This window comes from Mesorhizobium sp. f-mel (assembly GCF_053850215.1).
On record NZ_JBSPTO010000010.1, the window covers coordinates 135,220 to 161,628 of the forward strand.

At 62.6% G+C, this 26,409-nt stretch carries 18 protein-coding genes and 1 tRNA gene; 12 read left to right on the plus strand and 7 right to left on the minus strand.

Features of this window, described 5'->3' with window-relative positions; translation table 11 throughout:
- Positions 1 to 50: 50 nt before the first annotated feature.
- The 8 genes from ACWUKX_RS15400 (at position 51) to ACWUKX_RS15435 (ending at position 11,795) form a co-directional block, all read left to right on the plus strand.
- Positions 51 to 1,325 carry an NAD(P)-binding domain-containing protein gene (locus ACWUKX_RS15400; protein WP_456007755.1) on the plus strand — a complete coding sequence of 425 codons (1,275 nt, stop codon included), beginning with the start codon at positions 51 to 53 and terminating at the stop codon, positions 1,323 to 1,325.
- 434 nt (positions 1,326 to 1,759) lie between these two features.
- A complete protein-coding gene (locus ACWUKX_RS15405) occupies positions 1,760 to 2,635 on the plus strand; it encodes a hypothetical protein (protein WP_456007757.1) in 876 nt (291 codons plus the stop codon).
- Between the two features lie 727 nt (positions 2,636 to 3,362).
- Positions 3,363 to 3,447 (plus strand) — tRNA-Asn (locus ACWUKX_RS15410).
- A gap of 776 nt (positions 3,448 to 4,223) precedes the next feature.
- A complete protein-coding gene (locus ACWUKX_RS15415; RefSeq protein WP_456007759.1) occupies positions 4,224 to 5,078 on the plus strand; it encodes a class I SAM-dependent methyltransferase in 855 nt (284 codons plus the stop codon).
- A 525-nt stretch (positions 5,079 to 5,603) separates the two neighbouring features.
- Entirely contained in the window at positions 5,604 to 6,215 is a 612-nt protein-coding gene (locus ACWUKX_RS15420; protein WP_456007761.1) for a 4'-phosphopantetheinyl transferase family protein, read from the plus strand.
- A gap of 300 nt (positions 6,216 to 6,515) precedes the next feature.
- Positions 6,516 to 7,544: a TubC N-terminal docking domain-related protein gene (locus tag ACWUKX_RS15425; protein ID WP_456007763.1), complete on the plus strand. Its 1,029-nt coding sequence runs from the start codon at positions 6,516 to 6,518 to the stop codon at positions 7,542 to 7,544.
- Positions 7,545 to 7,580: 36 nt separating this feature from the next.
- Positions 7,581 to 10,556 carry an amino acid adenylation domain-containing protein gene (locus ACWUKX_RS15430; protein WP_456007765.1) on the plus strand — a complete coding sequence of 992 codons (2,976 nt, stop codon included), beginning with the start codon at positions 7,581 to 7,583 and terminating at the stop codon, positions 10,554 to 10,556.
- 60 nt (positions 10,557 to 10,616) lie between these two features.
- The gene (locus ACWUKX_RS15435) at positions 10,617 to 11,795 is read left to right on the plus strand and encodes an acyl-CoA dehydrogenase family protein (protein ID WP_456007767.1); all 1,179 of its coding nucleotides are present in this window, start codon (positions 10,617 to 10,619) and stop codon (positions 11,793 to 11,795) included.
- Positions 11,796 to 12,112: 317 nt separating this feature from the next.
- Here the strand turns inward: ACWUKX_RS15435 and ACWUKX_RS15440 are convergent, their stop codons facing one another.
- From ACWUKX_RS15440 to ACWUKX_RS15470, 7 genes are all read right to left on the minus strand, one after another.
- Positions 12,113 to 13,447 (minus strand): hypothetical protein, encoded by a 1,335-nt coding sequence (locus ACWUKX_RS15440; RefSeq protein ID WP_456007769.1) that lies wholly within the window; start codon positions 13,445 to 13,447, stop codon positions 12,113 to 12,115.
- The gene (locus ACWUKX_RS15445) at positions 13,438 to 14,715 is read right to left on the minus strand and encodes a glycosyltransferase family 4 protein (RefSeq protein WP_456007771.1); all 1,278 of its coding nucleotides are present in this window, start codon (positions 14,713 to 14,715) and stop codon (positions 13,438 to 13,440) included. The genes ACWUKX_RS15440 and ACWUKX_RS15445 overlap by 10 nt, the downstream gene beginning before the upstream one ends.
- 14 nt (positions 14,716 to 14,729) lie before the next feature.
- Complete coding sequence (locus tag ACWUKX_RS15450) at positions 14,730 to 15,374, minus strand: hypothetical protein (protein ID WP_456007773.1); 645 nt, start codon at positions 15,372 to 15,374, stop codon at positions 14,730 to 14,732.
- Between the two features lie 100 nt (positions 15,375 to 15,474).
- Positions 15,475 to 17,475 carry a hypothetical protein gene (locus ACWUKX_RS15455; RefSeq protein ID WP_456007775.1) on the minus strand — a complete coding sequence of 667 codons (2,001 nt, stop codon included), beginning with the start codon at positions 17,473 to 17,475 and terminating at the stop codon, positions 15,475 to 15,477.
- Positions 17,451 to 18,596, minus strand: a complete 1,146-nt coding sequence (locus ACWUKX_RS15460; RefSeq protein ID WP_456007777.1) for a glycosyltransferase family 4 protein — start codon at positions 18,594 to 18,596, stop codon at positions 17,451 to 17,453. The genes ACWUKX_RS15455 and ACWUKX_RS15460 overlap by 25 nt, the downstream gene beginning before the upstream one ends.
- Positions 18,584 to 19,402, minus strand: coding sequence for a glycosyltransferase family 2 protein (locus ACWUKX_RS15465; protein WP_456007779.1), 819 nt, complete (start codon positions 19,400 to 19,402; stop codon positions 18,584 to 18,586). Before ACWUKX_RS15465 ends, ACWUKX_RS15460 begins: the two co-directional genes overlap by 13 nt.
- 689 nt (positions 19,403 to 20,091) lie before the next feature.
- A complete protein-coding gene (locus tag ACWUKX_RS15470; RefSeq protein WP_456007781.1) occupies positions 20,092 to 21,747 on the minus strand; it encodes a glucosamine inositolphosphorylceramide transferase family protein in 1,656 nt (551 codons plus the stop codon).
- A gap of 344 nt (positions 21,748 to 22,091) precedes the next feature.
- Between ACWUKX_RS15470 and ACWUKX_RS15475 the strand changes: the two genes are divergently transcribed.
- The 4 genes from ACWUKX_RS15475 (at position 22,092) to ACWUKX_RS15490 (ending at position 26,290) form a co-directional block, all read left to right on the plus strand.
- Positions 22,092 to 22,394 (plus strand): hypothetical protein, encoded by a 303-nt coding sequence (locus ACWUKX_RS15475; protein WP_456007783.1) that lies wholly within the window; start codon positions 22,092 to 22,094, stop codon positions 22,392 to 22,394.
- Between the two features lie 217 nt (positions 22,395 to 22,611).
- A complete protein-coding gene (locus ACWUKX_RS15480) occupies positions 22,612 to 23,784 on the plus strand; it encodes a glycosyltransferase (protein WP_456007785.1) in 1,173 nt (390 codons plus the stop codon).
- Entirely contained in the window at positions 23,785 to 25,401 is a 1,617-nt protein-coding gene (locus ACWUKX_RS15485) for a hypothetical protein (protein ID WP_456007787.1), read from the plus strand.
- Between the two features lie 7 nt (positions 25,402 to 25,408).
- Positions 25,409 to 26,290, plus strand: a complete 882-nt coding sequence (locus tag ACWUKX_RS15490; RefSeq protein WP_456007789.1) for an NAD-dependent epimerase/dehydratase family protein — start codon at positions 25,409 to 25,411, stop codon at positions 26,288 to 26,290.
- The last annotated feature ends 119 nt before the right edge of the window (positions 26,291 to 26,409 follow it).

Genomic DNA, 26,409 nt, shown 5'->3' on the forward strand with positions numbered 1-26,409 from the left:
GTGCGGCTATTCGGCAGGCGAGGATCAACGAGAGGTGCGCTTTGTATACGATGTGCGATGTGACCATCGTCGGTGCTGGCCCGTATGGACTGTCTGTAGCCGCACACTTGCACGGCCAGGGCATCGACTGCCGGATAATCGGCAGCCCGATGGAGAGCTGGAAAAGGAAGATGCCGAAGGGCATGCTGCTCAAGTCAGCTGGGTTCGCATCAAACCTTTCTGATCCCGAGCATGCTTTTACACTTCGGCAATTCTGCATCGAGCACGGCAGTCCCTATGACCATTTGGATCTTCCAATTCCGCTGGAAACATTCTCCGCCTACGGGTTGGCATTCCAAAAACGCTGCGTGCCGGATGTAGAAGCCGAGGAACTCGTTTCCTTAGTTCCGGCTCCAGAAGGATTCGATCTTCGCATGAAGAGCGGACTATCCTTCAGGACGCGCAAGGTGGTGATCGCAACAGGCCTAACCTATTTCCGCCATATCCCCGACTTGCTCTCCCGACTGCCCAGCGACAAGCTATCGCATGCCGCTGATGTTCACGACCTGCAAAGATACCGGGGGCAGCGTGTCGCGGTGCTCGGAAGCGGGGCATCCGCAATAGATATAGCGGTGCTCTTAAGCGAAGCGCGGGTAAACGTTCAGCTTATCGCGCGCAAGCCGGCCATCATTTACAGTGGCCGGTGGGGAGGCTCAGGCTCGCACCCGGTGCTACGCCACCTAACATGCCCCGTTTCTGGAATCGGCCCGGGTTGGAAACATCGACTGCTCGCGGACTTGCCTTGGCTCTTTCGGTATTTCCCCGAGTACTATCGACTTGAAATGGCAGAAAAGTTTCCCTCTCCGTCGGGAGGGGAGCCAATGAAACACCGAGCGGCAGCTGTTCCTCTACTTGTGGGACGCTTGCCGCAGGAGGTGAGATTATCAGAGCACGGAGTACAATTAAACTTAGTTTCCATGGACGGCAACACTCAAGTCGTCGAGGCAGATCATGTAATAGCGGCGACCGGATATAAGGCCGACGTGCATCGTCTACCTTTTCTAACCCCCTCAATTATCGAGCAGCTGCGTCTGATCGGAAAAACTCCGAGGCTATCCACGAACTTCGAGTCGTCCATCCCGGGATTGTATTTCGTGGGGCATGTATCGACTACGACGTTTGGACCCGTCATGCGTTTCGTGTTTGGCACCGACTTCACCTCTCGCACGATATCCAGGCATCTAGCGAGTCTTATGCGGCCTAGGCCGTGGCGAGAATCCCCCCGTAGGAGTACGGGGCAGCACCGCCCCTCTGTGTCGACATCTTCAGCCCGGAAATGTCTGTAAACGCCCACCCTAAACCATTCAATTGGAAGTTAGTCTTCTCGCTAGGATTGCCGGCTCTCATGCCTAGTCACGTGACAAATCCGCGGCAACACACTCTAGCAACCGATGGCGCGCCGACACCCCTAGTCTTAGGAGGAGGAATAAACGGCCTGTCCGCTGTACGCAGCTTGGCTCAAGCGGGACTTAGACCCGTTGTAGTAGTTGATGAAAAGTATGATGTGGCATCTGCATCGCGATATGCCCGGAGAGTTACCGTTTCCACATTTGTCGGCGAAGAGTTCGTGCAGGAACTATTTAGACTGAGAGAGGTAATTCCTCAGGGCGGCGCAATAATATTTTCCGATGACCGTCCGCTGTTGACTGTATCGCGGTACCGTGACCGTGTAGCTCCTTGGTTCGGCTTCCAACTCCCACTCCACGGACTGCTGGTCGACTTGACTCAGAAGGAGCCATTTTTTCGTCTGGCCCAGCGCGGTGGCTTTCCGGTGCCAAGGACCCTCTTGGCGCAAAACCACGGTGACTTGAACGGCCTGAGTGACCTTCGGCCTCCATTGTGCGTGAAGCCAAATAGCCGTTCCCCGGCGTATGACGGCTTTTTTAAGAAGGCCTATCGCATCGAGACCCAAGCCGATGCTCGGTTGCTCTGCGAGCGAGTGCTGGACACGGTGGGGGAGGTGATTGTTCAGGAGTGGATTGAGGGGTCGAATGACTCCATCTACTTTTGCCTGTGCTACCTGCGCCCGGGTGCCTCGGTCGCCTTTACGGGCCGCAAAGGCCGTTCCTGGCCGCCTCAGATCGGCGTGACTGCTAGTTGCTGGGCGGCGCCGGAAGTCGCCGAGGAATTGGAGGATCTGACAATCCGCTTCTTCCGATCAATCGGTTTGACGAGCGGCTTCGCCAGCATGGAATACAAGCGCGACCAGCGTGACGGGGGCTTTCGGTTTGTCGAGCCAACCGTTGGCCGGATCGATGGGCAGGTGGAGATCTCCGCCCTCTGTGGCATCAATCTGTGTCATGTCGGTTATTGCGACGCCGCCGGGCAGACAGACCCGCCATTAGAGCTTGATCCGACGCACGTCTGGCGCGATGAATTCAGGGATTTCATCTCGGCCCGGCTCCTCGGCGCCGGCTGTTTGTATCCTTTGGGTCATCAAATTCATAACGCCTACTGGCGCTGGGACGATCCAGGCCCGGCGCTGCTGGAGGCAGCAAAAGCCGCCAAAGAAACGCTACGCCGTGTGATCTGGCGCTCCGTCAAAACTGCACCGATTTCAACGTACCGGAAAGATCAACCAGAATTGAGGTGCTGATTGTCTCAGCGTCATCTCCGCCATGGGGTGCACTTCATGGGCCTGTCGGCCGCGACTGGTTTTGTTGAGAGGCTCCCGCAGCAGCGCAGCCGCCCTAATGCGTAATAATTCCTGACTGCTCGGCGCATCCTTGTGGTCGAAAACGGCTATTTTTAATCGCTGATGGTAGCAACTGGAGGCAAGGTGGACGCGACAGCCAAGTTACTCGTCCGTGGGCTTTTGCGCTGCCCGCGCTGCAAATCGGGCATTGCGGCCGTACAGTCGGGTGCGCCAGCACGCGCTTTCGTATGCCAGGACCCCGACTGCGAAATGTCGCAAGCTGGATTTCCGGCTCTCGACGGCATTCCCGTACTGGTCGACTTCGACAACTCCGTCTTGTCCCGGGAGGAGGTGCAACTTACCGGGGGAAGCTCTTACTTGGAACGCAGCACGGGCTTTCTCCAGAAGGTCCACGACTTCTTCTGGCGTTCCGCCAGCCCGACCACCGCCAATGCCGTCGCAATAGGCAGAGACAGTCCAGAGCGCCGCATAGAGGCAAGCTGCGCAGTGCCAAGCGGGTGCTAGGGACCATTGCTACTCACATGAGACAGGCCGCGGCTTGCAGTGTCGAGAAAAAAGGGAGCTGCCACTCTGTATCAAATATTGGGGGCAGGTTCTTGGACAATCGATCAGCGGGCCCTTCGGCAGGCGAGGACCAAGGAGAGGTTGGATTTGTCTAAATCTATGTTTCAGCGTGGCGGAATTGGTAGACGCATCGCACTGTTAATGCGACGCCGAAAGGCTTGTAGGTTCGACCCCTACCGCTGGAGCCATAGATTACAAGTAGCCACGTAGCCACATATTAAGCGGTTGAATAAGGGCCTTTCGGCCCCCCTTCTGCCCGTGCGGGAGTACCCCTTGGTCCACCTGATCCGCCGCCAGCAGGGCGAGGTTCACCGCAGCGGCCGACAGGACCGTTTATCGGCGGACGCTCGCCAACATCAGTGTGCCGGCCGGTGATGGCGGCGTCCGGTGCTTCGGTCGCCTTTACGGGACTCTCGGTCGCGACTGGGTTGGACATCCGGTGTGCCATTGAAAGGCTCCTGCAGCACCGCAGCCATGTGCTCATTGGCCGAGTTTTGACTTCGCCCAAGGCGGTGCCTTATCCGGAAGGAGTGCCCACAAAGGGATAGTTGTGCCGCTGGCGGAGAAAGCTCACGATAAGGCAGAGCTTTGCTCGTCGACCCGTGCTCGACCAGTTCGGGACGGGATGGCCATCGTTGAAAGTGAAAGCCACGCGCCATGGCCACGGATACAGCATACAATTCCGAGCCCGTCACTCCCTCGTCACAGGTGGCCCGCCGCAGGGCCCTCCTGCTTGTCTTGAGCCCTCCGGGGTCGCCGACCTCGGAGGGGCGCGGTCAGAAACTGGGAGGCCATCGAGGGATGCATGGATACACTCTGTGCTGGCCGGGGACTTCAACTGTCGGGCCGAGGCTTTCCCTAAGGCCCTTGTGCCGGGCCGCTCGGCTGCCGGGTGGGCCGCGCCAGCCGGTCGCCAGGGTCTCAGACAAGGCCACAAGAAGCGGGCAGATCGAATGGGGCGCGCGTGCTGACAAATCTGAAGCCTGACTATGTCGCGATCCAGCGGCGCTGCAAGGACAGACGGCCGCCCGAGCGCCTGATCGCGCACTACGAACTCGAACGCCGGCTCGCGGATCGGCTGCGGGCCGCCTCCCGCGACGAGCGCTCCCGACTCTATCCCGAGGTCTATTCGGAACTGTTCAACAGCCTGCCGGACCATCCGCAGAAAGCCGCCGTCGGCTCGCGCCCGGACCGGATCGCGAAACAGTTCAGGGTGCTCAAGCCTCTGATGGGGCGCGGCGACATGTACCTGGAGATCGGCTGCGGAGACGCCTCGCTGCCCTTCGCGCTGTCCGGGATCGCCCGTCAGGTAGTGGGCCTCGATGTCACGGACGCCCTGGTGGATTTCGCCGTTGCTCCGGCCAATTTCCGCTTCCTGAAGACGGACGGGGTCGAGATCCCGCTCGCGGACAACTCCGTCGATCTGGCGCATTCGGACCAGCTCATGGAGCATCTGCACGTGGAGGACGCCGAGGCTCAGCTCCGGGAGATCCACCGGGTGCTCAGGCCCGGCGGGCACTATGTGTGCACGACCCCTAGCAGCGTCACGGGGCCGCACGATATCTCGATGTATTTCGACGAGGTGGCGACGGGCACGCACATGCGGGAATACGACTACCGCTCACTGCGCGCCCTGATGCTCCAGGCGGGCTTTCGCCCGATCGAGTTCCCACTGGTGGTCACCGGATATTGGCTCGCCACGCCGCCCTACCGGCTGCTGCACGGCATCGAACGGGCTCTGCAATGGCTTCCGGCTCGGTTGCGGCGCAATCAATTGGTCCGCGTCCTGATGGGCATCACGGCAGTCGCCACCAAATAAAAGCGCTGAACTTCAGGGCGCGCGGCCGGGACTTCCAGGGCCTTGCCATTGTAGCGCGAGTTCATTGTCAATCCGGCAAGCTAAGTTTGGCAGTTTCGCCTCCGGCAGACCCCTTGCGAGCAGCATGTCTGGGTCTTTTGATGTAGCCCATCCATACATCAAAATATCCACCAGGCGCTCCTTGCTTTCGCCCTTACGTGATTGTTTCATCAGGGAAACCCTAATGAATGGCGCTGCCGTTCACTAGAATGAATCGCACTTGTGCGCATGAGCACTCCCAGCGATCGGAATCCACGTATGACTTTTGACTGCTGCCCTGAGCTCGACTTTATCCGATTTTCTGGCGCGGGCGGGGACGATCGCCATGGCGCATTGGGCGCGAGCTGGAATTTTCATGCTGTCTCGGCTCGGCCGGGACATCGATTAATTCGACCCGTCAGATTCGGCGTCAGTCAGCCTCTTGTGGAGCCGGCACCGCCCCCTCCAAACTTTTTGGATAAAGTCGAGCTGAGACCCGGGATCATAATGCCGGTTCTCGAGAGTGATGGTTTGGAGGTCCTGGCATTCATGCTCGATGCGGCGCAGAACGTCATCCGCGAGATAGGCGTTTGCCTCAACGAAGAGGAACGTCGGCGCGCCGAGGGGTCGAGACTGGAGCGGGACCGCCGCCGCTTTGTCGCTACCCGTGGGCAGCTGCGCCGGGTCCTCGCTTCCAAACTGGGAATCTCGCCGTCCGACGTCGAACTAGAATATGGACGCCTGGGCAAACCCCACCTCTCGCACCGCATGCCTGCTCGCGATTTGCGCTTCAGCGTCTCACGATCCGGAGATGTCGCGGTCGTCGCCCTCTCGACCAGGCAGGAGGTCGGGGTGGACATCGAGGCAGTTCTCCCTGTGCCCGAAGCGGACGAGATCGCAGCGCTCTGCTTTTCCGCCTCCGAGTATGGGTCCTACACCGCCCTTGGTCCGGAAGACCGGCTGGAAGGCTTCCTCCGGCGCTGGACCCGGCTGGAGGCTATCTCCAAGGCCCTGGGGTGCGGCTTAGGACAGCCCCTCTCTTGGGATGAAAGGGATTGGGCTGTCCGTAGGTTCATACCGAAACCTGGGTACATCGGGACCGTGGTAGTCCGGAATTGAGTGGTAGTCCGGAATTGAAGTGTCCGCGATGCCATCATTCACTTACGATGCACTGCGGATAAACGAGGAGCCTCAACCAATTCCATGGACTGCACGCAAGTTCATTCGAACCGCACTTGTTTCCCACACTTCGCGGTGGGTCGCGGTCGAGAACACGGGACGGCGCTTCACTGACATGTCCCGGGCGTACGGAGAAAGAGGCGGCAGTTTCAGCGATGAAACCGTCGTGCTGGAGCAGCTGGGACGCGGGAACCACTTCAGCTCCGTCGTAAATCATGAAGAAAGTGATCGGAAGGCCCTATGTCGGCGGACGTGATGCAGTTCCCGGAGCTTCTCGCAGACCTCGCGGTCAAGGACATCAAGATCTGGGTAGAGGGCGACCGGCTGCGGTGCAACGCCCCAGCTGGCGCACTGACGGCGGAGTTTCGCGACCAGTTGCGGGACCGGAAGGGCGAGATCATCGCGTTTCTGAATATGGCCAAGGCGGCGGCCGGGCAACAGCCTGCGATCATTCCCCTGCAGTCTCGCGGAGCACGCACGCCCATATACGCCGTACCCGGGCATGTCGGGGCGCCCTTCTCATTCTCGGCCCTGTCGAAGCGCCTGGGCGGCGATCAACCGTTTTACGCACTCCAACCGTCTGGCTTCGATGGGCAGAGCGAGCCAATGGACCGCGTCGAAGATATCGCCGAGTACTTCGCCCGCCAGATCGTCGAATATCAGCCCACCGGTCCGTACATCATCGCCGGTTACTGCTCCGGCGCTGCAACCGCTTTCGAATTGGCGAAAATCCTGGGTCAACGCGGAGCGGAGGTCCCATGCTTAGCGCTCTTTGGCCCTCTTCACCCCACCACCTATAAGGAATTGCCGCGTCTGCTGTATTTCTTTGCCAGGCGTAGCGCCGTTTCGTTCCTGCGAGAGATGGCGAAGCTGCCGACATTCGGCGCCCGTCTCCGATATTTCGGCAGTCGCCTCCGGAATCTCGGCGAGCGCGTCCGCGCCCTCGTGACCCTGGTTCGCAAAAGCAAAGAGCCTGTCACGACAGATCCGGTGCTGGCGAGCAGAGCTCGACTCAAATCGACGGCGATCACGGCTTTGCGGCGGTACATTCCCACGCCGTATTCGGGTCGAGTATGCATATTCCTTCCGAACAGGGCCTGGCTGCGATCAGGTGCAGCACCGCACCGATGGCTTCGAGTGGTGCCCCATGCCGAATTTTATTTCGGGCCTGAGGACTGCAACGGTCCCCTTATGCTGGAGGAACCCGACGCACCTGCCATCGCAGAACTTTATCGCCAGGCAATCCAAAAAGCTGAACGATCGACGTGATCTGATTTTTGATTTCCGCGATGGGAAGCGTATCTCATGAATGAAGTCCTACCTATTGCGGCAGAGGGCGTAGCGCTTCCCCTGCCGAAAGATGCCGATCATCAGGCGCTGGTTGTCGAGTACAACGCCACGGCTGCGCCCTACCCGTCGGACAGGACGATCATCGATCTCTTCCGCGACCAGGCGACGCGTAGTCCTGACGCTGAAGCGATCCGCTTCGGCGACGCAACGCTGACATACCAGCAGCTCAACGAACGCTCCAACCAGATGGCCACGCATCTGAGCTCGACCGGCGTGGGGCCGGGTCGGATTGCCGTTGTGTTCATGGAGCATTCCATTGAAGTCGTCGTCGCGATCTTAGGCGTCCTGAAGTCCGGCGCAGCCTATGTGCCGGTGGATGCGGCAACGCCGAAGGGGCGTCTGGCAACAATCCTGAAGGACATTGCCAACGGGACCGACGCGCGCGCGCCCGTGGTGATCACTCAGGCGCGCCTGCAATCCGTCATTTCCCCGAACCTTGCCGACATTTTCGTGCTCGACGCCGATTTCGGGTCGATTTTGAATCAGCCGGACTCGGCCCGACCGTCCGCTGCCACTCCGGACGGCGCCGCCTATATCATCTTCACCTCCGGCTCGACCGGCACGCCAAAGGGCGTCGTGATCGAGCACCGGAACCTCGTGAACTACATCTGGTGGGCCGCTCGGGTGTACAGTTCCGGCGAACGTCTCGCATGGCCCCTTTTCTCATCCCTCGCCTTCGACCTGACCGTCACGACGCTCTTCACGCCACTCATCACCGGCGGCCGCATCGTGGTCTATCTTGGTGATCCCGGAGTCCAGAGCATGGTCGTGCTCAAGGTCATCGACGACAATGTCGTCGATATCATGAAGCTGACGCCGGCACATCTCGCGATGATCCGCGACCGCAATCTTGAGACCACAAGGCTGCGCAAGTTCATCGTGGGTGGCGAGGACTTCAAAACCGAGTTGGCTCGCGATATCACGAAAGCCATCCCCCATCCTATCGAGATCTACAACGAGTACGGACCAACCGAAGCCACTGTGGGCTGCATGATTCACCGTTTCGACATCGACCGGGATCAATCCGCATCGGTGCCGATCGGCGTTCCGGCCGCCAATGCGGGCATCTACGTCCTCAACAAGGCACATCAGCCCACCGCCGCCGGCACCATCGGTGAGATGTTCATTGCCGGCGACGGTCTCGCGAGAGGCTATTTCAATCGCCCTGACTTGACCGACGAGCGTTTCTTCACGGTCACCGACCCCCGAGATGGGTTTTCGAAGCTGCGGCTGTACAAGACGGGCGATCTCGCCCGCTGGAACTCGGAAGGGCGCCTGGACTTTCTCGGCCGCGCCGATCATCAGGTGAAGGTTGGTGGCGCGCGTGTCGAACTGGGCGAGATCGAGGCGCGGCTTCTGAAGCACCCGCACGTTCAGGAATGCGCTGTCGCTGCCATCGCCACCTCGGTGGCGAAACCAGTGACACAAGTGCGTTATTGCGAACGGTGCGGTGTTGAGTCCGGCCTGCCCGGCACGACATTCGATGCAGCAGGCGTCTGCAATTTATGCCGGGCCTTCGACACCTATGTCGACAAGGCGCAGACCTATTTCAAGACATCGGATGACCTCCAGGTTCTCATCGCGGAGATGCAGGCTAACCGAAAGGGACCTTACGACTGCATCGTGCTGTTGAGCGGCGGCAAAGACAGCAGTTTTATGCTGTGCAAGCTCGTCGCCATGGGGGTGAAGCCGCTTACCTTCACCCTCGACAACGGTTTCATTTCGGAAGGAGCCAAGGCCAATATCAGGCGGCTCGTGAACTCCCTCGGCGTGGATCACCACTGGGGAAGCACGCCGCATATGAACGAGATCTTCGTCGACAGCCTGAAACGGTTCGCGAACGTCTGCAACGGTTGCTTCAAGACGATCTACACCCTGGCCACAAACGTCGCCCGCGAACAAGGGATCGGGTACATCGTGACGGGGTTGTCCCGCGGCCAGTTCTTTGAGACGCGCCTGACCGAAGAGGTCTTCAAGCGGGACGACTACGATCCGGCCCGTCTGGACGCGCTCATCGCCGAGGCGCGCAAGGAGTATCACCGCCGCGAGGATGCTGTGTCGCGCTATCTCGACGTGGATGCCTTCCGGAACGACTCAGTATTCGAGGAAGTGAAGTTCATCGACTTCTACCGCTACTGGAGCGTCCCTCTGGAGGACATGCTCGACTTCCTGAAGACGCAGGCGGGATGGGATCGGCCTGCGGATACAGGACGCTCCACGAACTGCCTCATCAACGATGTCGGCATCTACGTTCATAAGAAGCAGCGGGGCCATCACAATTACGCCCTTCCCTACAGCTGGGATGTGCGTCTCGGCCAGAAGACGCGCGATGAAGCCATTGACGAACTCAACGACGAGCTGGACGTACCCCGCATCAAGGAGATTATGGCCCAAATCGGCTATGTCGAACCGCCAGCGGCCGAAGACGGCATCGCACGACTTGTGGCCTACTATGTCTCGTCGAAACCCCTGACCGTGGCGGACTTGCGCGCCCACCTCGCCGAAGAACTCTTGGAGTCCATGATTCCGACGCACTATGTTCGCCTCGAACGGATGCCGCTCACGTCCAACGGCAAGATCGACCGCTCCGCGCTTCCCGAGCCGACGGCGGAAAACATCCAGCCTGCACAAGGCTTCGCCGCCCCCTCGACGGAGACCGAGAAGACGCTGGCCGCGCTGTGGTGCAATCTCCTGAAGGTCGAGTCGATCGGCCGTGACGACAACTTCTTCGCCCTGGGCGGGCACTCGCTCCTAGTGATGCGGGCGGTGTCGCGCATGCGGGAGACCTTCGGCGTCGACGTGCAGCTTCGCAACCTCTTCGAGCGCCCGACAGTGGCCGGACTGGCGGAAGTGATCGACGGAATGCTCTGGGTGGCCGATTCCAGAGCCCCTTCAGTCTCGGAAGGACCGAGAGAGGAAATCGAACTCTAGCTTACCGGAAGGCCTCCGAATGGCCTCGGGGAACCAGCGTTGGACTGCATAGCAGAGCGGATGAAGATGATGGACAAAGCTTGGGTACCGGCGCGAGGACCGGGGCTGCCTTGGGCGGCGGGGGAGTATGAGCTCTTACGCGACCAGGTGCGCCGGTTCGTCGAGGAGGAGATCAAGCCCCGTGCGGATCGCTGGGAGGAGGACGGGTTCATTCCCCGTCCGATCCTGCGCCGCATGGGCGAACTCGGCTTCTTCGGCATCCGCTACCCGGCCGAGTATGGTGGTGCCGAGATGGACGCGGTCGCATCCACGATCTTCGCCGAGGAGCTCGGGCGCTCGACCTATGGCGGCGTCGCCATCGCGACGCTGGTCCATACCGACATGGCTTCCGTGCATGTCTTTCACGACGGGACCAAAGCCCAGCGGGCCCGCTGGATGCCGCGCATTATCAGCGGCGAGGTGATCACCGCGGTCGCCATCACGGAGCCGGATGCGGGCTCGGACGTGAAGGCCATCCGCACGCGCGCCCGCCGAGAGGGCGACTCTTACGTCCTCGACGGCACGAAGCTCTACATCACGAACGGCGTTCACGCGGATCTCTACTGCGTCGCCGCCAAGACCGATCCCTCGGCAGGAAGCCACGGGATCACGATGTTCCTCGTCGAGAAGGGCACGCCAGGCTTCAGCGTCGCCCGCGAGCTGGACAAGCACGGCTGGCGCTCCTCCGATACGGCGGAGCTCGTCTTCGATGGTTGCCGTATCCCCGCCGAGAACGTGCTCGGCGCGGAGGGACAGGGCTTCTACTCCATCATGCGCAACTTCCAGAACGAGCGCCTTGTCCTCGCCGGCATGGCGATAGGGGCGGCCGAGGCGGCAATCGATATGACCCTCGCCTGGGTGAAAGCTCGCCGCGCATTCGGGGGCGTCCTATGGGACATGCAGGCGATCCGTGAACGTCTCGCGATGCTCTCTGCGAAGGTGGAGGCAGGCCGCCAGTTTCTCTATGCCACCGCTTGGCGCATGGCGGCGGACGAAGATTGCCTGCGCGAGGTCTCGATGGTGAAGGCCATCTGCGGCGAACTCGTCAACGAGGTCATGTATACGTGCGTGCAGTTCCACGGCGCCATGGGCCTCATGCGCGAGAGCCCGATCGAGCGCGTGGCGCGCGACGCCCGCATCCTATCCATCGGCGGCGGCGCGACGGAGGTGATGCTGGAGGTGGTCGCGTCGATGTCGTAAGCCTGATGCGGCAGCGAGGACATCGCTGGGGGTCCTTCGGCTGTTCTTTTTTCCCACACCCGCTCTCAGGCGGCGCCGCCGGAGCAAAGCATAAGCGATCATAGCCATGAGCGCGTGTCGATACAGCCCTGCCAGGAGCGGCGCTCGAAGTGGTCGAGGCCAAGGCGGCCCGTCGGCAATGCGGATGCGAAGCGCCGAGTATCTGGCGGTCAATGGGCTCCGGTGCGCCAACTCAGTTCCGTCCAGATCGCCGCCACATCTGCGTCGCCTCCAAACACGAACCCAAGGGTCGCATCATGGCCGCCATGGACGAGATCTCAAGTCTGGAGCGGCGAGGGGGGCGGTTCTTCGTGCACAGGGCCGGCGGCAGAATCAAGTTTTATTGCGAAGGCCAAAGTCAGGGCCCCGCACACGCCCTCGATGCTGGTGGCGAGCGTCCAGCCCAGGACCAGGCCTTGAAGTCCACCAAGCTTCGCCCCCGCGACCACGAAGCACAGCTCCAGCAATCCGCCAAGCGCGAACCAGCGAGATGCCTTGCGCATCCTGTCGCCCAACCGCGCCAGCGTACAGGCATGAAATTTGAGCGTTGATCCCAACAGGCTGAAGCCGAGGAAGCGCAGGCTCGAACCGGCGATCTCAGGATAGACCGGATTGAAGACGGCAAGGATCTCCTGCGAATAGGTGAAGACGACGACGGCACAGGCCAGCGAGAAGAGCAATGACGCCGACAGCGACACAAGGATGTTGTGTCTGGATTGTTTCGGGCTTGTTCTGACCACGGGGAACAGGATCGTGGCCATGGCTGCTGGAATCAAAGAGGCTGTGAAGACCAGCATCCACAACGGCATGAAGGCGGCATTTGTGATCGGCGACAGGAGAACCAGCACAAGGTAGGGCATGATGACGAGTGGTGCCTGCGAGGCGACATCGAGCGCGTAGTGGTCGAAGACCTTGCTTCGGAGCGTATGGAGCAGCTGGAAATCGGGAGGCCCGACGAGGCGACGCGCACCGCCCCGGGTCAAGAGATCGACGCCGATACAGGACGCCACCAGGCTAGCCGCCCAGCTCAGAAGAAGCGCGGCATTGGAGGTGTAGCCAGCGGCCGCGGCGACGGCGAGCAGCATCAGCTTGAACGTGGAGAACAGCACTTGCCGGATCATCCTGCCGGTGCTGCGCAGGTTGCCCATGAACGCCGTGTCGGCCACGATGCCGAGAACGGTCAGGCCGCAGCCGAGGACAAACGCAGCGCCCACGAACCAACCGTCGATCGGCCCGGTCGAGCTGTTGAGGTACGCCTCCCCGAAGACAAACAACAAGGCCAGGCCGATCGCCAGCGCCACTCCGACGGACGCTGCAGCGGCCACGAGGCCGCGCCCCTTGCCGGGATGCCGTACGATTTCACCCATCAGCAGGGTCCCGAGCCCGCCCTCCCCCAGCAGGCCGACGAGCGCCATCACAGACAGGAGGGCGGAGGCCTTGCCGATCACCTCCGGCGGAAACAGCCGGGCCGCGAGCCACCAATAGACAAACCCAAGACCGGCCGCTGTAATCGTTCCGATCGCCAGAGCGCCGGAATTCAGAACGAGCGCGGCGCTCTTTCGAAGCTCTCGTCGGGCGCGAATAGTGGCCGTCCCGACGAGGCCTACCGGCATGATGGCTCTCCCGAACCTTGGTGCGCCGGCACCACGGACCTGCTGGCGGTTGGGCGCAGGACGTCCCGGTAGACCTGCTCAATCCGGATCACGACCGCTCCGGCCTTGAGGCGCCCAACCCTGGCGAGGCTTGTCGCCTCCAGGCGGGCCAGCAAGGCGCGGTCCTCCAGAAGTGTCTGCATCGCGTGGGCCAGGGCATGCGGGTCGCCGCTCGGTACGAGAACGCCTGTTTCGCCATGGTCGACGAGATCCGGCATGCCGCCGACGTCGGTTGCAACGACAGCCTTGCCGGACGCCATCGCTTCAATGATCACTGTCGCGCAGGCTTCGGGCCCCAGCGATGGCAGCACGCCGAACAGTGAGCGCCGCCATGCATGCATGATGGCGGGATGCGGCCACATGCTGAAGAGTCGAACGTTCGGCGGGAATTCGGTTGGCGTATCGGCGACCCGGCGCCCGATCAGGACCAGCTGCGGCGCCCGCTCCAGGCCGGCATAGGCTTGCAGGAGAACGTCAATGCCCTTGAGGCGCGTCATGTCACCGACGAACAGGATGAATTCATCCCGGGGTAGCTCCCGCAGGCAGGAATCCTCCGGGCCAAGCACCCCGACATCGTCGGGCACGAAGTTGGGGATGACCTCGTAGGGGGCGCGGCCTTCGGTCAGTCCGGTGTGACGCGCCACCGCTTGGCTCACCGCGATGAAGCGGTCCACCACGCGTCGAGCGGCGAAGCTCGACGCCCTATTGCCCAAGGTGGTCGCGGCTGCCTTCACCGCCCCGTAATGCCCTGTGGCGCAAGGCAGGCACTTGGCCGGCGCTGGGCCGCTGCAGAGATGGGCGCCCAAGTGCATGAAGTTCTTCTTGGCGCAGACAAGGCCGTAATCGTGGAGCGTGACCACGAGGCGTGCCCCACTGAGAACTTTGACCGGCAGGAAGGACGCGTAGATCCAGTTATGGGCGTGGACGATGTCCGGCCTCTCCTGGGCGACCAGCCGCTTCAGGGCTAGTACCAGTTCGGGATCCGGGAAGGGTGGTGCGTGGCGGCGCTCGGGATCGGTGTGAAGGCCCGACAGACGCTGGAGCGTGCCGCGCAGGCGATGCACGCGGACTGCGCCGTCCAGCTCGGTTTCGGGCGATCCGGGATGCATCAAGGTCCCGACGCTGACATGATGGCCCCGCTGCGCCAACGCCGCGCCGAGATTGCGGACGTGCCGCTCCTCTCCCCCGATCACCGGAGGATAGAACTGCGACAGCAGCAGGATGCGCATGGTCGAGCCTCGTTTCAGATGCGCGGCACCAGCGTCGAAACGCTGCGGTAGAGCCGGTTGTCTGCCGGTCGATAGAGCCGCGCCTCCGCCTTCTGCGGGGTGGCCAAGACGGGCACCGGGATTTGCCGCGCCCAGGTGTCGCCCGGCGCGATGGTGAGCGATCGGAAGATGGCGAACGGTTGCCCGTCGAGAGTAACTTCCACGTCGAATCGCTGAGGTTGAGTCTCGGCGCTCCTGATGCCGACGGTGATCCGGCCGGACTCGCCACTGGCCGACGGCAACAACCAGAACGCGGTGTATTTGAATTCCCGGTAGGCCGCTTCGTCCCGGACGGCCAGCGCGTAGGCTCCGGTCGCCACAAGCACCGCTAACATGAGCGCGGCCCCCTGCCAGATCCGGACCCGCGCCGGAGCAGGCCAGGCTGGCAGATCGGGAGTGTCGCGGCGGCCGGCGGCAACCAGTGCCGCGGCGACCGTCACGGCCCAGAACCACACCGCCCAGCCGAGCGGCGTAAGGAAGCCTGCGGCGTTCAGGGCAAAGCCCCCGGCGATGCCGGCGGCTAGGTTTGCTCCGACCGCGTAGACGAGGTGTTGCAACGCGGAGGTGGTCCTGACGCCAATGGCCCGCAGCACCGTGTGGCCCGAGACAAGGACCACCATAGGCGCGCCCAGGGCAGTACGGAGGAGCAAGCTGTCGCTGACCGCAACGGCCGCCACCGCGGCCCCCGCCCACAGGCACGCGGCCAGAAGGTCCCACTTGCTACAAATTCTCATGCAATCCCCTCACGTCATAAATGACGATCCAGCCGTTGTCGTAGATGCGGGTGACGCCCTTGACGTCATTGAACTTGAGCAGCGCTGCGCCCGAGAGCGGCGCTCCCTGCCGCGGTTCCCACGGCTGGAAGTAAAAGCCGAGCACCGGCGGAGCCGTCGTCAGGCGCAGGTCAACCAGCAGGAAATCGACGTCGCTTCGCGCCAAGGACCAAAACTCGTCGGGCCCCAATGTCTCGTCCTCGAATATGCGCGCGGGATCGACGCCTTCGACGATGATGGCCCTGACGTCCTGCCGGCCGTAGCCCGCAAGCAGAAGGCGGTTGATGCGGTCGGTGGTGAAGCGGTTGCCGGCACCGAGCCATTCCTTGGCCCAGCGTGCCGTTTCGATCCCCATCGGCTCGATCGATTCCTGATCTGCGGCCACCCTGTAGCGCCCATGGATCGGATTAATCGAAGAGCTCGTGACGCCGCCCAGGACGATGATCACCAGAGCAACGGCCGGTGCGATGCGGCGCCACCCGCGTGGCGTGCGGCCCTGCCAGAAGTGGACGATGCTGACCGCGACGACCAGCCCGACGGCGATGAACACGAATGTTGCCATGCGGTTGCCGACTTCCCAACCGGCGACGGTCAGTCGGAAGGCCACCGAGACTGGGAGCCCGAATGCCAGCAAGCTGAGGAGCACGAGGCGGCTATCGCGCCAGCGGCGTTCGAGAATGTCCTGGATCGGACGCCAACCGGACCGCGCACCACTGGGCGCTGCCATGGCCAGCGACCGAAAGAATCCCGTTGCCAGTCCGAGGGCCACGAGCAGGAGCGCCAGCAAGGTGGTCAGCCGCATGTAGAGGGCCTTGTCCGGCGTTCCGAGGTGCTCCGACCGCGGGATGGGCGCGCCCATGATGTACCCGAGCAATGTGTCGAAGCCGGACTCGATTACCGGGCCGAGATAGCCTGTGAGAGGGATGCCACGGGCCTGCACCCACAGGAACGGCAGGGCTATGGCGAGGATCGCCGCGAGGCCCACGGCAGTGCTGGTCTTGATGCGCAGGGGATCGTGCCGGCGCAAAGCCTCGAGGGCCGCCAGCGCTCCGAAATAGATGGCGGCGAAGGCGGCAGAGAGGTGATGCGTGACCGCGAGGCTTGCCAACAGCAAGGCAATCAGCCCGAGCGACTTCAGCCTAGGTCCCCCAACGAGATCCTTGGACGCAGCTTCGACCGCGAAGGTCAGCACGCACAGCACAATGCCGAGGCTCCCGTAGGAGAACGCCGAGTCGAACAGGAAGAAGGTTGAGCAGCCCATATAGGCCAGACAGGCGATGGCCGAGATACGCGGCGATCCGGCGATGCTTTCGAGGAACAGAAACAGGGCACCGATGAACGTGCCCTTGAGGATGGCCAACAAGAGCGTCCCCGCCACAAACAAGGGCAGTCCCGTCAGATCGACGATCGCCGTCGTCAGGATTTCCAGGGCGGGATACGTTGGCCCGATCGGGAAAAGCGGGTTGGACAGGAACAGCCGGCGGGCCGTGATGAGATCCTCGGCCGCGATCCAGTGCAAGACCTCGTCGTAACCGCTGAAGCTCGTCGGGGAATAGAGGTTCTTGCAAAGGAACAGGGCTTCGGCAAGCAGGAACAGGAGGAACAGGCGCTCGCCCCTGGCTGTTGTCGGCCAAGCTATGCGAAGGCTGGTCGGGACGACGAGGAGGACGACACCGGACCAGAAGAACAGCGGCGCCACGTCATAGCCCCGGCGCCCAGCGGCGTGCCCGGCCACGACCAGGAGCAGAGCCGTAGCGACCGTCAGGCACAGAACCGCGATCCATCCGGAGTTGGCCCGTTGCGGCGGGGCATCGGCACTGCCCCCGCGAAGGTCGGGACCGATAACGGCCGAGACGAACCTTATCCCGGCCTGGAGCGGGTTGATCCTAGTTCCCGCGGTGAAATGAGCCGGCATCATCAGCATCATGCCCTCGTCGCAGGAGGCCACGATGTCACGCCGCCGGAGGGCAAGCGGACCGTGGATCGGCTGCTAAGGACCTCACAGTAGACGTCGTTCAGCGCTTGAGCGCAGGCATCCCAGTCCGGCAGCGCCAAATCCGGGACCTCCCGATGTGCCCTCAGCTCCTCGGCCATGGCGGCGGCCAGCTCTTTCGGACCGGCGTCGGGCGGAATCGCCCTGCATAGGCCATTGGCGGCCAGCTCCCTCAACCCGGACGTGTCGCTGACAAGGACCGGACGGCGCAGCGACAGGGCTTCCATGACGGCAACCGGATGGGCTTCGTAGTCGCTGAACAGCACGAATAGCGCGGCGCTCGCCAGAAGGTCTGCCATTTTCTGCCGCTCGGATCCGGGGATAGCTTCGATAGTGACCCGCTTCTCGAGGCCGAGCGTCGCGACGAGGCGCCGCAACTCTCCCTCGTACGGGCCTGTTCCGACGATGTGCAGTCGCACGTCCGGTACCCTGGGGATCAGTTCGGGCAAGGCCCCAATCACCCGGTGATGGCCCTTATAGCGCTCCAGCCTGCCGCCCGAGACGATCAGGTGCGGATCGACCTTCATGCCGGGGCTCGGAGCCGGCATCGCGGCGCCGTTCGGGATGACGACAAACCGTTCTCGCGGCACGCCCATCCTCACGCTGAAGAAGTCGGCTTCGAATTCGGAGACGCCGATCAGCCGCGCGGCCCGGGCCACCAGCGGCCGGAGCAGCGCGTGCTGTGTGCCGCGCACGGCGTTGCGCAGCCGGGAGGAATGCCCGCCGCTGTGGAAGGTCAGGAAGAACGGCAGGTCCCCGCGGACGGCCGCGAGCAGCCCGATTGGCGCCACGAAGGTGTTGTAACCTTGGAAATGGATCAGATCCCAAGCCCCGCGCCGGATCGCGGTATAAATGCCGGGCGCAGCATAGAGGTCCAGCTCCCTCGGCCAGGCCCGCACGCGCCGCACGCGCATGCCGCGCATCTCCTCCTCAACCGGCAACTCCCCCGAGGGATCGGTGGTGAGCACGTCGACCGAGTGGCCACGCGCCACCAAGCGGGCACCGACTTCCTGGATGTGAGTTTCAATGCCGCCTATGAGAGGATAGCAGCGGGCGGCAACCATCAGGATTCGCATCGGGTTTGTCCACCGCCATCACAGGCTGTCGCGCTCCGCCTGTGCTGTGGGTGCACCCTCTCGCGCAGGATGGTTTTCAGGACGCGCCAGCCGTCCGGGAGGGCGCGCAGATGGCTCACACCGCTGATGCGCGGAGCCTCGAAACTCGCCACCTCGACGATATTGAGGTGGTTCTTCAAGGCTCGCACGTTGATGAGGGTCTCAATCTCGAACCCGTCGCAATCGCAGTTCAGCGTGGCGACGTGCTTGGTCCAGAAGGCTATGTATCCGTAGCATAGATCGGAGAACCAACCGCCATAGAGCAGCCGCACGAACAGGGTCAGTCCCGTGTTGCCGAACATCCGGAACAGCGACATGTCACCGGTGCCGGCGCCCTGGATAAAGCGTGAACCCTTAACGAGATCCGCGCCGGCCATCAGCGCACTGACAAAGACGATCGCCTCCTCCGGGACCATGGAGCCGTCGGCGTCCAGCATGACGATGATGTCGCCTGTGGCGGCCAGGAATCCCGCTTGCAGTGCAGCGCCCTTGCCCCGCCGGGGCTCCATGACAACCTTCACGTCCTCGCGCAGGCGGCGCGCGACCGCGACCGTGTCGTCGGTCGAACGACCATCCACGATAATGATCTCATGCGCCCAGTTGGGGATGCGCGGCAGGAGCCAAGGGAGGTTCTCGGCTTCATTGAGCGTGGGGACGACGAAGCTGACTCGGGGCAGAGTCAACGATCGCCGCAGCGCGAAATTGATCGGGTCAGGCGGCGATGCGGCACCGATGGGGGCGACAATGCTGGAAAGACGGGCGTTCATGGCAGCGCTTCGAGGTCGTACGAAGGGACCCGGGGGGCGGGCTGAAAGCGCGCCAGGACTGCCGATAAGTATCGGGCGAGATGATGGGCCGCGTGATACGTCTGGTGCTCCACATCGCGCGCAGGCAAATGCGCGGCTAGCGACAAGCCGTGGGGGCCAGCTCCAATGACCGCCACATCCACGAATGTGCTTGATCCAACCATATGCGGACTCCCGGCCATAATGAAATGAAGATAAGATGAAAGAAGATCGGTACGCTTGCAGCCCCCTAATCTTAGTTTGTTATGCGAGCATTACTGATGCATATCTGAAATGGAAGGACGATGGATGGTTAGGAAAAGACAATAGATGATTAGCTCTTTTGAGGTATTCCTTCAGGTTATTTCCAGCCCATACCACCAGCGCGGACGGTACGGCAGCGGCATCGATCACCTTCAGCAGCTGTGTTGGCAGCATTGCCAAACCCGCTTAGACCTCTGGGCCCACCTTCAACGCCAGCGAGGACATCCATCGACCCGCGGTCGGCGCTATCTCACAAGCGACAATTTCTACTGAGCGAGCCGTGCAGAAGGCACCGAAGGTCGTCGGCGCGAAGAAATGAACGTCCAGCGCAACGCTGACATTGCCACTGGCCAGAAGCTGCGATGTGCAGATGGGCTCGCTGCTTCACTCGGCCGTGATTTCCGAGCTTATTCTGTGCCCGAAAAGGGTCGAGCGCGCCCGGCCCTTCGCAGGCGGGGTACCTTGCGCTCGACCGCTTGGCTACGGGTAGCTAACCCGGACGAGACCGGCCAAGAGAGGGACTGCCCACGCGGTCCCGAGACCCCAAGCGGTCCCGAGACCGGCGCGGCGGGTACCAGCAAACGATAGGAGGTCGTGACCTCTCGCAAACCCCGGATATGCCCGAACAGGTCGATCACCTCCAAACCAGACCGGCGGTTGTAGGTGTGACACCCCAACGCTCCGGACCAAATGCGACCGACCGGGGTCTGGGCAAACTCCGACGCGCCGAGCGCATCGATCTGGCAGAACGTCACCGCGCCGCCATAACCGCGCGCGCAGTCTTGCACCGGGCGTAGCGTGCGTCCGCCGTGTCGGATGACGGCGCCTGCGGGGCGGCTGAGCCTGGCATCGAGCAGGACGGGGTTGGCGGCATGGGGCGTCCAAGACCCGGTCAGGCTCTCGGCACGGTAGAGGCTGAGGACATCCCAGGACGTGGACCTCCACAGCCTTGGGCTGACGAAAAACCAAAAGCCGCCCGCATGCCAGAACGGCGTGGTATCGTAGCCCTCAATGCCTTCCATGAGGCAGGCCTCCCGCGTCCACCGGTAAGGGAATTCCACCGCCCTATAGAGGCTGACATTCCTGGCCGCTCCCGATTCGGGGATCATCCAGATCTGCCCATCCTGCTCGAACACGAACGGGTACGAGAGGTGATGCGGTTCCTCCACGACGATCCGGGATGCGCTGGCTGTCCCGTCCCGGTTCACTGTCACGACCGCAATGCACCCCCGGTTCTTCGAGTAGAGGTACTGTTCGACAAAGATGAAATCCTGCCCCTGATGCCGGAACGGGAACGGGTCGGCAAGGAAGCTGTCGGCATTTCCGGTGAGCACCCGGAAGGCTGCTTCGCCTTTGTCGAGCAGGCTCGCCGATTCATCGAAGCGCCAGCCAATCCCCCACATCCTGCCGCCCCTCGCCAGGACGTCCAAAAGCCCGATCGCCTTCGATGCAACCGTGCCGGTCGCCCTTGCAATCGCCGAGAGCGCGCCAAACGAAGGCACTGCCATCCGTGGACCGGGGATACCGGACGCAGCTGAACCGGTTTCCTCGCACAGGGCTTTGAGGATCAGCGGCACAGCGCAGGAAAGGGCGCTGTCGAGCCTCGCTGCCAACACTTCACGGTCTGCACTGGCCGGACGCGCCGTCCACGGCCGCAACGGGCGCGCCGTGTCATGCAGGTCGACGAGAAGATCCTGATGATCCACCCAGGCCGCCACGACTCCGATCTCGCCGGGTGCGCCGTTGAAGACCGGGGTGAGCACGCGCCGCCCCGCCGGGAGCGACTCTGCCCCGCTCAAATCGATCAATACATCCACTTGGTCGGCCGGAGGCGGCGGCAGGCACCGCAGCGCCGCCTCGACGGGGTCGATGGCGCCTTTCCCGCGAACGCCATAGACCAGTCGTTCGAGTTCGAGCAGCAGACGGCAGATTAACGGCAGCGGGCGGCTACCGGCCGCCAAAGCGCAGGAGACTTCGTTGCCGGGCACCTCAGCAAGCGCTTCTGCCAGCCAGAGGTGCCACCGCAGTAGCCGGGACGGATCGAGACTCAGGCAAATGCGCATTGTTGTTCTCACGGCGGATTTCAAAAGGACGCCTGCTCACAGCTTCGACGAGAACCACCTCAGGCGATCCGCCTACACTGGACTCCGCCGCGGGCCGGCGAGCCAAAGGCGGCAGATGGAAAGCCGCAGCGCGAGGATGGTTTCCACCTGCTGCGATTGCGGGGACTTGCCATGTGGGGAGCCGAACACTTGATTGGGAGATGCCTGACAGCACGGGTCCATACTCGAGCGGCTGGAAGCGGCCAAGCACCACTATGCCCGAACGGCGCCGGGCTGTGCGAGGTCAGAGGAGGTAATCCTTCGGGGTTCTTGTGCTGCGCCTCCGGCAAGGGTCATGTGGAGAGATGATTATCGAATGGCAACGGGCGAAATACGGACTGCGCAAGGCGTGGTTGTGTGCGCTCGTGTTCGCGTTCGTATCCGTTCCGGCAGTCGCAAGCGCTGCAGACGGTCCGTCGGCAACGTCCTTCATCAAGACTTCCGGAACGAACTTTACGTTGGACGGCAGGCCGTTCTTCGTGGCCGGCGTAAACAACCACTATCTGACCTGCGGGTTTGTACCCTCGATCTCGCGCCGGGCGCGCTGCAAGAGCGGTTTCTCGATGACCATGCGAGCGCCGATGAGCGCTGGCTGGACGAGTTGCTGATGCCCTACGCCCACCCGCGCGTGCCTGGCGTCGGCGGCCGCCTCGAGCCTCTGTGGCGCAAACCTCAGCCCTGGTTGGTGGCTTTTTATGCTGAAAACCGGCTTCCGGGTAGGCCGAATCCCGCGTGGAAGCCTGGCTTTTCAAAAACCAAGACCATCGCACCGTCTGTCGAAGAGTTTGGGCAGATATTGGCAGCTCAAGTCGGGAGAATTCCTAGATGCGTATTCTGATGCTTGCGCAATCCTATACGCCGATTGGCGTTGGCCAGCGGGGCCATGTCCGGAACCTAAGTATCGATCTCGCCCGCCGCGGTCATGACGTTGCCGTTGCCACAACCGGTCAGCCTGGATCCAAAACCGGGCAGCCCGAGGATGGCGTCAGCAGCGAACGCCGGCAGGTCCCGCCCCCCCCTACGATCTCGGTGATTATCTGTGCCTACACCGAGGACAGATGGGAGCTGATGCTTCAGTCGGTGGCCTCGGTTCAGGAGCAGACCTTGCAACCCTGCGAGATCATCGTATGCGTCGACCAGCCCCTGTTCCGCCGTTGTTCCGCCTACTGGGCCGACCTCGCCACATCCACCCCTCCGCTACGGGTGATCCAGAACAAGTATGACGGGCACCTGGGGTCGGCCCGAAACACGGCAGCCGAGGCAGCTGCCGGAGAGATCCTGGCGTTCCTGGATGACGATGCAGCGGCCGACAAGGATTGGCTCGAGATTCTCACCGAGCCGTACCAGGATGAGCGCATCGGCGCCGTCGGCGGGCGTCCCATACCGGTTTTCGAGGCTAGCCGCCCGGCCTGGTTCCCTGTGCAGTTCGACTGGGTGTTCGGATGTGCCTATGATGGCCTTCCGACCAGCCGAGGCCCTTTGGCTCACCTCATAGGAGCCAACATGTCGGTGCGGCGAACCCTTCTCGAGCAGGTGGGAGGGTTCCATTCCGACAAACACGACGACATGGACATGTGCCACCGCGTGGCGCACATCAAGGGCAGTGAGGCGGTCATCTATGAACCGGCGGCGACCGTCCGCCACTTTGTACCCGCCTCACGGCCGACCTGGAAGTACTTCTGGCGCCGCTGCTTCTTCGTCAACAAGGGGAAGGTCGAGGCCTTTTCCCAGATGGGCGACGCCGCTACTCTGGGCGCAGAGGCCCGCTTCGTCTGGTACGCGCTGACCAAGGGCGTACCGCGGGAGATTTTGCAAGCGGCCAAGGGTGACGCCCACGGGCTGGCCCGGTCCGCGGCGATAGTCGTTGGCGTGGGGCTGGCCGCGGCAGGCCACGTCGCCGGCCGGATCGAGCTGGTGCGGCGCTTGCGCCGGCGGCGCCAACAGGCAACCAAGCAGATCCTGGACACGGCCGCGCAAGGCGGTAGGCGCGGGAAGTAAATGCCGTCTTCGATAATCATTGGTTCGGGTCCGGCTGCAGCCGCCGCCGTATTGGCGCTGTCCGAGAAGCCGGACGAGAAGATTACCGTGTTCGATCCAGGCACCGTGCTCGATGCGGAGACGCAGGAGATAATCTCCAGGCTGTCAAAGCTGCGTGTCGACGACTGGGATGCGGAGGACGTCCGCCGGGTCAGCCTGCAGCCCAAGCAGGTCCGGTCCGATTCGCTACCTGAAAAGAGAAGCTACGGATCCGATTTCCCCTTTGTCAACAGGGGCCAACTCGACGGCGTCCACTCCCAGGGTAGAGTCAACTCGGCTGTCATATCAAGCGCCTACGGGGGGTTCAGCAATGTCTGGGGGGCCCAGATCATGCCCTTCAGCGCCGCCACGTTCAAGGGATGGCCGTTCGACTTCTCGGATATGGAAGAGCACTACCGGACCATCCTGGGTCACATTCCTTTCGCTGGAGAGTCCGACGATCTCGAGGAGTGGTTCCCGCTCATCGGATCCCCGGACCCGCTTCCGCCGCTGGCGCCGCGGACTCAGATGGTCCTGGCCAACTACGACCGGCACCGCGATCGTGTGCGCTCCACGGGAATAACGATAGGCCGCGCCCGCCTCGCCTTCTCAGCGCCCGAATGCCAGCCCTGCGGCCTATGCATGACTGGGTGCCCGCGGTCGCTGATCTTTTCGGCCTCGCACAGCTTCGATCGCTTCAGGCGTAGCGGGAGGATCGACTACCACAGCGGGCTGCTCGCGGTGCGAGTCGACCAGGAGCGCGACACGGCCGTCGTGCAGGCCCGGGAGCTGTCCAGCGGCCGGATCCAGCGATTCACAGCCGACCGGGTCTTCGTGGGCTGCGGAGCAATCGGGACCACCCGGCTGATCCTGGGCTCGCTCGGATCGGACCAGCCGGTACATCTTTCGGAATCGGCTCAGTTCGTTCTCCCAATGATTTCCATGAAGCCGACCCCCGACCCACGTACAAGGCGCGAGTTCACACTCAACCAGTTCAACATGGTCATCGGCCGGGACGACGAGGGCTTCGATGTCTCACAGATTCACTTCTATCCATTCAACCAGGCATACTACGATGCGCTGCCCGGCCTCCTCCAACACCGCGCCGCCGCCTTCGCGACGGATCGGCTCCTGAGCCGGTTGACGGTAGGCCTGGGCTATTTGCCGTCCTGGGCATCACCCAAGGTCCGGGTCACCGCCCAGGTGTCCGCAGCTCCTGATGAGCTACCCCAGATCACCCTCACTTCGGAGGGCTTCAGCGAGGCCACGGTCAGGGGCAAGGACGTGCCTCCGATGCTCCCTGACGTAATAAAGCGGATCCGCAGGGCGGCACCTTACCTGGACTTGTGGCCAGTCACGCCGCAGATGCTGTGGTCGGGCGGGGCCAAGAGCTACCACTTTGGCGGCAGCTTTCCCCACGCCAGTGAGCCGGATTCTGGGAATTCGACGACAGACCGCCTCGGGCGGCTGGCGCGCTGGGACCGGATCCATCTCATCGACGGGTCGGTTTTCCCAAATGTTCCAGCTACTACCTTCACCCTGACTGTGATGGCCAATTCTCATCGCATCGCCTGCGAAGCGATGCAGCTGACGGGTTGAGGGTTTAATGCGGGTCGGTATCACCGGAGCCAACGGATATGTCGGGACCATCCTGCGTGCCGCCTTCGCCGAAGAAGGGCATGAGGTCATCGCGTTCGCCCGTTCGAACCGGGTGACCTCCGAATCTGCCGCCGCAATGGTCGGCGTCGCCGAGTGGCGCCCATACGAGATCAAGCGCCCGCCGTCGGGGGCCGCATTCAGCGACCTAGATGTGCTCATCCACGGTGCATGGGACCTGACTCTCGTCAACGCCGGCGATGTGTGGGGTGTCAATGTGTCCGGCTCGCAGCACCTCCTGCGCAATGCCGCCGACGCAGGGGTTCGCCGGGTCATTTTTATCTCCTCGATGTCCGCTTATAAGGGAACCCGACAGTTATACGGCCAGGCGAAGCTGGCCTGCGAGCGTACCGCCAGCAGTCTGGGGGGTGTCTCCACCCGCCTCGGACTAGTGTACGGCCCCGGTTGGGGCGGGATGGCAGGTGCGCTCCGAAAGCTCACCAACCTGCCGGTCACACCTCTCATCGGGGCGCGCTCCCACCAGTTCACAGTGCATGAGGCGGACCTGGCAGCCGCCATGGTGCGTATTGCCGAGTCGGACATGCCCCTGCCGGAACCGGTAGGGCTGGCCAACCCCGAACCGGTGCCGTTCCGACGGCTCATGAAAGAGATCGCCGCGTCACAAGGCAGAACACTGCGCGCCGTCCCGGTGCCCTGGCAGCTTGTCAGTGGCGTCCTCAAGGCAGCTGAGGCCCTGCATGTCCCCCTACCCTTCCGATCCGACTCCATCCTTGGGCTCGTGCACCCGGCGGCAGAGGTTCCCGGTGTAGAGCGGCTCAAGCAACTCGGAATCGAGTTTCGGAGCTTCTCGCTGGACGGCGATCGACCCTAAACAGTGTGGGAGATCCCCGGCCTTGCCGGGGAGACAGTAGCAGTTTGACCTTTCCGGGAGTCCGACTTTCGCCTTCGTGAGCCTCCACCCTTGAGCCGCTTTGAGAGGCTCAAGTCTGA

Excerpts from the sequence above, each read along its gene's own strand:
- ACWUKX_RS15400 (WP_456007755.1), top strand. The coding sequence starts at position 51 with ATGTGCGATGTGACCATCGTCGGTGCTGGCCCGTATGGACTGTCTGTA.
- ACWUKX_RS15420 (WP_456007761.1), top strand. The coding sequence starts at position 5,604 with ATGCCGGTTCTCGAGAGTGATGGTTTGGAGGTCCTGGCATTCATGCTC.
- ACWUKX_RS15425 (WP_456007763.1), top strand. The coding sequence starts at position 6,516 with ATGTCGGCGGACGTGATGCAGTTCCCGGAGCTTCTCGCAGACCTCGCG.
- ACWUKX_RS15430 (WP_456007765.1), top strand. The coding sequence starts at position 7,581 with ATGAATGAAGTCCTACCTATTGCGGCAGAGGGCGTAGCGCTTCCCCTG.
- ACWUKX_RS15435 (WP_456007767.1), top strand. The coding sequence starts at position 10,617 with ATGAAGATGATGGACAAAGCTTGGGTACCGGCGCGAGGACCGGGGCTG.
- ACWUKX_RS15440 (WP_456007769.1), bottom strand. The coding sequence starts at position 13,447 with ATGCCGGTAGGCCTCGTCGGGACGGCCACTATTCGCGCCCGACGAGAG.
- ACWUKX_RS15445 (WP_456007771.1), bottom strand. The coding sequence starts at position 14,715 with ATGCGCATCCTGCTGCTGTCGCAGTTCTATCCTCCGGTGATCGGGGGA.
- ACWUKX_RS15450 (WP_456007773.1), bottom strand. The coding sequence starts at position 15,374 with ATGGTGGTCCTTGTCTCGGGCCACACGGTGCTGCGGGCCATTGGCGTC.
- ACWUKX_RS15460 (WP_456007777.1), bottom strand. The coding sequence starts at position 18,596 with ATGCGAATCCTGATGGTTGCCGCCCGCTGCTATCCTCTCATAGGCGGC.
- ACWUKX_RS15465 (WP_456007779.1), bottom strand. The coding sequence starts at position 19,402 with ATGAACGCCCGTCTTTCCAGCATTGTCGCCCCCATCGGTGCCGCATCG.
- ACWUKX_RS15470 (WP_456007781.1), bottom strand. The coding sequence starts at position 21,747 with ATGCGCATTTGCCTGAGTCTCGATCCGTCCCGGCTACTGCGGTGGCAC.
- ACWUKX_RS15475 (WP_456007783.1), top strand. The coding sequence starts at position 22,092 with ATGATTATCGAATGGCAACGGGCGAAATACGGACTGCGCAAGGCGTGG.
- ACWUKX_RS15480 (WP_456007785.1), top strand. The coding sequence starts at position 22,612 with ATGCGTATTCTGATGCTTGCGCAATCCTATACGCCGATTGGCGTTGGC.
- ACWUKX_RS15485 (WP_456007787.1), top strand. The coding sequence starts at position 23,785 with ATGCCGTCTTCGATAATCATTGGTTCGGGTCCGGCTGCAGCCGCCGCC.
- ACWUKX_RS15490 (WP_456007789.1), top strand. The coding sequence starts at position 25,409 with ATGCGGGTCGGTATCACCGGAGCCAACGGATATGTCGGGACCATCCTG.